The organism is Streptomyces sp. SID11385 (assembly GCF_010548245.1).
Classification (GTDB): domain Bacteria; phylum Actinomycetota; class Actinomycetes; order Streptomycetales; family Streptomycetaceae; genus Streptomyces.
On record NZ_JAAGLR010000504.1, the window covers coordinates 1 to 4,498 of the forward strand.

The following is a 4,498-nucleotide window of genomic DNA, read 5'->3' on the forward strand; positions in this document are numbered from 1 at the left end:
CCCGTCCCCGTGCTCGCCCCGCGCGCACGGCCCGCGCGCGGGGCTGGAATCATGGCGCGGCACCATCGCCGCGGGGCGTCAACCGCCGCCCGGCGCACCTGAATCCCGAAAGGACGTGCCCCGATGGCCCTCTTCGCCGTCGTCTACGCCTACCCCGCGGGCAGCGAGGCCCCCCGCGACACCCACCGCCCCGCCCACCGCGCCTACCTGGGCGAGCTCGCCGACCGCGGGCACCTCCTCGTCTCGGGCCCGCTCAGCAACCCGGCGGGCGAGGGCGGGCTGCTCGTCCTGCGCGCCGACTCCGCCGAGGCGGCCCTCGCCCACACCGAGCAGGACCCCTTCCGCCTCCAGGGCCTCGTCGAGAACATCACCGTGCACGAGTGGAAGGCGGCCGTCGGGCCGCTCGCGGAGAGCTTCGGGGCCTGACGCACGAGGGTTCCCGCCCCGCCGTACGGACACGGGTACGGGGCCGCCCGGCGCGTTCCGCCGTCGGCCCCGTGCCCGTACGACGCTCAGGTGGCGATCGACTGGTCGCCCGTCGTGGGGCGGCCCCAGCGGTAGATCAGCCCCGTCAGGATCACGCCGAGCGCGAAGATCGCCGAGGACCACCAGAACGCCACCGTGAAGCTGTGCAACTGGGCCTGCGCGAGCACGAGCTTCGTGGGCCGCTTGCCCACCACGTAGTTCGTCGCCGCCGTCGTCGCGAGCGTGTTGAGCAGCGAGGTCCCCACCGAGCCGCCCACCTGCTGGCAGGTGTTGACCATCGCGGAGGCGACACCCGCGTCCTGCGGGCGCACGCCCGCGGTCGCCATGTTGAAGGCGGGGGCGAAGATGAGGCCCACGCCGAAACCGGTGAGCAGCAGCGGCGCCAGGATGTGGGCCGCGTACGAGCTGTGCAGGTCGAGCCCCGTGAGCCACGCCATGCCCCCGGCCGCGAAGAGCATTCCCGGCGGGACGAGCGGCTTCGGCCCCGTGCGCGGCAGCACCGCGTTCGTCACCACGACGGACATCACGATCATCACGCCGACCATCGGGAGGAAGGCGAGCCCCGTCTTGATGGGCGAGTAGCCGAGGATCTGCTGGAGGTAGTACGTCAGGAAGAGGAACACCCCGAAGAGGCCCGCGCCCGCGAGGAAGATCGCGATGTACGAGCCCCCGCGCTGCCGGTGCAGGACCACCCGCAGCGGCAGCAGCGGGTGCGCGGTGCGCCGCTCGCGCAGGACGAACAGCAGGAGCAGCACGGCCCCGCCGACGAGGAAGCCCCAGGTCTGGGACGAGCCCCAGTGGTGCCGCTCCGCGTTCGAGAAGCCGTAGACGATGCAGAAGAGGCCACCGGTCGCGAGCACCGCGCCCGGCAGATCGAGCCCGGGCTGCTCCGCGGGGCGCCCGCCCGAGATCAGCCGTGCCGCGCCCACGAGCGCGAGCACCGCGAAGAGCAGGTTCACGTACAGGCACCAGCGCCAGTCCAGGTACTCGGTGAGGACTCCGCCGAGGAGCAGCCCCACCGCGCCGCCCGCGCCCGCGACGGCCCCGTAGATCCCGAACGCCTTCGCCCGCTCCTTCGCGTCCGTGAACGTCGTGGTCAGCAGCGAGAGCGCGGCGGGCGCGAGCATCGCGCCGAAGACGCCCTGCGCGGCGCGGGCGACCACCAGCATCTCGAAGCTCTGCGCGGCACCGCCCACGGCCGAGGCGGCGGCGAAGCCGACGAGCCCCGTCAGGAAGACGATCTTGCGCCCGATGAGGTCCGCGAACCGCCCGCCGAGCAGCAGCAGTGAACCGAAGGCGAGGGCGTAGGCGGTGATGATCCACTGCCGGTTGCCGTTGCTGAAACCGAGGTCCTTCTGCGCGGAGGGCAGCGCGATGTTCACGATGGTCGCGTCCAGGACCACCATGAGCTGAGCGGTGCCGATGACCGCGAGCACCCACCAGCGGTGCTGCTGCGCCCGGTTCCTGACGACCTCGTGCTTCGCCTCGCGCTGCGCGCGCCGCCCCCCGTCCGGCTGCCCTCCGGCTCCCGCGCCCCGCCCTCCGCTCGTATCCCCGCCGCCCTGGTCGGCCGGGCCACCGGATCGGTGTTTCATGGTCTTCAGCCCTTCGACGCTCCGAAATGCCACATTAGGTGCGGTATTCATCGGTAGCGAGCGGGGTGGGCCGTACGAGGAGGGGACGCTCCGGCGGGAGCGACGACAACGCTTTTCCTTCAGGAATTGAAGCGACAACTGCCTTTCCGCGTAACCGAGTTGCCGATACGGCGGGTTTGGTTGGAAGTCTTGACGACTTCCTTGGTGCGCGGTTTACTCACGCCGCAGCACACGGAACCGGTCCCGGCACGGCGACCCCCACCACCGTCCGGGACCGGCCCCCGCACCTCAGCCCCCGCTCGGCCCCCGCACCACGAAGCAGTCCCCCGCGTGGTCGTCCACGACGCCGGTCGCCTGGAGGAACGCGTACGTGATCGTCGTCCCGACGAAGGAGAAATCGCGCTTCTTGAGATCCTTCGCGAGCCGGTCCGACAGCTCCGTACGGGCCGGTGGCAGCGCGCCGCGCGCCCGGTGCCGCACCACGGGCCGCCCGTCCACCCACGACCACAGGTACGCGTCGAAGGAACCGAACTCCTCGGCCACGGCGAGGAACGCCCGCGCGTTGCGCGGCAGCGAGGCCACCTTGAGCCGGTGCCGCACGATCCCCGCGTCCCCGAGCAGCGCCTCCAGCTTCCCCGGCCCGTACTCCGCGACCGCCTTGACGTCGAAACCGTCGAGCAGCCGCCGGTAGTTCTCCCGCTTGGCGAGCACCGTCGACCAGGAGAGCCCGGCCTGCGCGCCCTCCAGGACCAGCATCTCGAAGAGATAGCCGTCGTCGTGGGCCGGGCGGCCCCACTCGCGGTCGTGGTACTCCGTCATCGCCTCCGACGTGCCCTGCGCCCAGGCGCAGCGCCGCACCGCGCTCACGCCCGTACCCCCAGCAGCGCGCACAACTCCGCCTCGTTCCCGGCGAGCCCGGCCTCCCGCAGCGCGGCGTCCGCCTCCGCCATCGGACCCGCGAGCAGCACCGCGGCGGCGGGCGCCGTGCGCGGATCGGCGAGGACCGCCCGCGTCGCCTGCCGCAGCCGCAGGCAGGCCCGTGCCGCCCGCAGCCGGCGCTCGTCCGTCCTGTCCCGTACCGTCACCACACGCTCCCCGTCCTCACGGCGCCGGCCCCGTGCCGCACGCCCGTCCCCCAGCGTGCACCACGCCACTGACAACGCCCTCCTGACCAGGCGTCGTGCGGCTGGCGGCGCCACACCGGCACCCGCCCGGCGGGGCGGAATCGGCCGCGTGGTGCCAGGGTGGAGGGGCGGGGGCGGAAACGACGCCGTCCCGGCCGGTCCGCCCCCCCGCCCGGCCCACGGGCCCTACCGCTTCCGAGTCAGGGAGGAACCCCTCATGTCCGATTCACCCCTCGTCGCCGTCCTCGGCACCGGCATCATGGGCTCGGGGATGGCCCGCAGCCTCCTGCGCGAGGGTCTCTCCGTGCGCGTGTGGAACCGCAGTACGGACAAGGCGCGACCGCTCGCCGACGAAGGGGCGGAACTCGCCGCCGATCCCGCCGCCGCCGTGCGCGGCGCCGACGCCGTCCTCACGGTCCTCAACGACGGCACCGCGGTCGCCTCCGTCATGGAGCAGGCGGCGCCGGGACTGCGCCCCGGGCAGCCCTGGCTCCAGGCGTCCACGGTGGGTCTCGCGGCGACTGCGACGCTCGCCGAGAAGGCCGCCGCCCACGGCCTCGTCTACCTCGACAGCCCCGTCTCGGGCACGAGGGAGCCCGCCGAACAGGGCAAGCTGATCGTCCTCGTCTCGGGTGACGAGGCGGCACGGCCCGCCGTCACGCCCGTACTCGACGCGATCGGGCAGCGCACGGTGTGGGCGGGGAGCGCACCGGGCGACGCGACCCGCCTCAAGCTCGTCGTTAACTCCTGGCTCGTCAACCTCGTCAGCTCCGTCGCCGAGTCCCTCAACGTGGCCGACGCGCTCGGCGTGGACCCGCGCCTCTTCCTCGACACCGTCACGGGCGGGGCGCTCGACAGCCCCTACCTCCAGATGAAGGCGGACGCGCTCCTGAAGGGCGACCTCGACCCCAGCTTCGCGCTCTCCACCGCGCTCAAGGACACCCGCCTCATCCTGGAGGCCACCCGGTCCAGCGGCGCCCGTCTCGACCTCCTCGACGCCACCGCGGCCCGCTTCGCCCGCGCCCGCGACGAGGGACACGGCGGCGAGGACATGATCGCGACGTACTTCGCCGGGCAGCCCGAGGGGGATTCCTGAGCGGACGTCCGAGGCAGGGGCCGGGGGCGCCCGTGAGGCGACGGTTCACTCACCTGACGCCCCCTCCTCACCCCACCGGCCCCTCACTCCGGCTCCCGCCTTCCCTCCTCGGGCCGCAGCCCCAGCGCGTCGAGCAGCCGGGCCAGGTCGTCGGCGTCCCCGGCCCGCGCGGCGAGCGCCCGGCGCGCCCTGCGCCG

5 protein-coding genes are annotated in these 4,498 nt (G+C 73.5%); 2 read left to right on the forward strand and 3 right to left on the reverse strand.

From position 1 onward, the window contains the following. The first annotated feature begins 123 nt into the window (after positions 1–123). Complete coding sequence (locus tag G3I42_RS15675) at positions 124–426, forward strand: YciI family protein (RefSeq protein WP_164286438.1); 303 nt, start codon at positions 124–126, stop codon at positions 424–426. Positions 427–512: 86 nt separating this feature from the next. Here the strand turns inward: G3I42_RS15675 and G3I42_RS15680 are convergent, their stop codons facing one another. The 3 genes from G3I42_RS15680 to G3I42_RS15690 all read right to left on the reverse strand — a co-directional run bounded on the left by G3I42_RS15680 (position 513) and on the right by G3I42_RS15690 (position 3,169). Continuing rightward, the gene (locus tag G3I42_RS15680) at positions 513–2,081 is read right to left on the reverse strand and encodes an MFS transporter (RefSeq protein ID WP_164286440.1); all 1,569 of its coding nucleotides are present in this window, start codon (positions 2,079–2,081) and stop codon (positions 513–515) included. Positions 2,082–2,369: 288 nt separating this feature from the next. After that, positions 2,370–2,948, reverse strand: a complete 579-nt coding sequence (locus G3I42_RS15685; protein ID WP_343244554.1) for a DNA-3-methyladenine glycosylase I — start codon at positions 2,946–2,948, stop codon at positions 2,370–2,372. Then, positions 2,945–3,169 carry a hypothetical protein gene (locus G3I42_RS15690; RefSeq protein ID WP_164286442.1) on the reverse strand — a complete coding sequence of 75 codons (225 nt, stop codon included), beginning with the start codon at positions 3,167–3,169 and terminating at the stop codon, positions 2,945–2,947. Before G3I42_RS15690 ends, G3I42_RS15685 begins: the two co-directional genes overlap by 4 nt. Positions 3,170–3,422: 253 nt before the next feature. Here G3I42_RS15690 and G3I42_RS15695 point away from each other — a divergent pair, with 253 nt between their 5' ends. Next, positions 3,423–4,301 (forward strand): NAD(P)-dependent oxidoreductase, encoded by an 879-nt coding sequence (locus tag G3I42_RS15695; protein WP_164286443.1) that lies wholly within the window; start codon positions 3,423–3,425, stop codon positions 4,299–4,301. Positions 4,302–4,498: the final 197 nt, after the last annotated feature.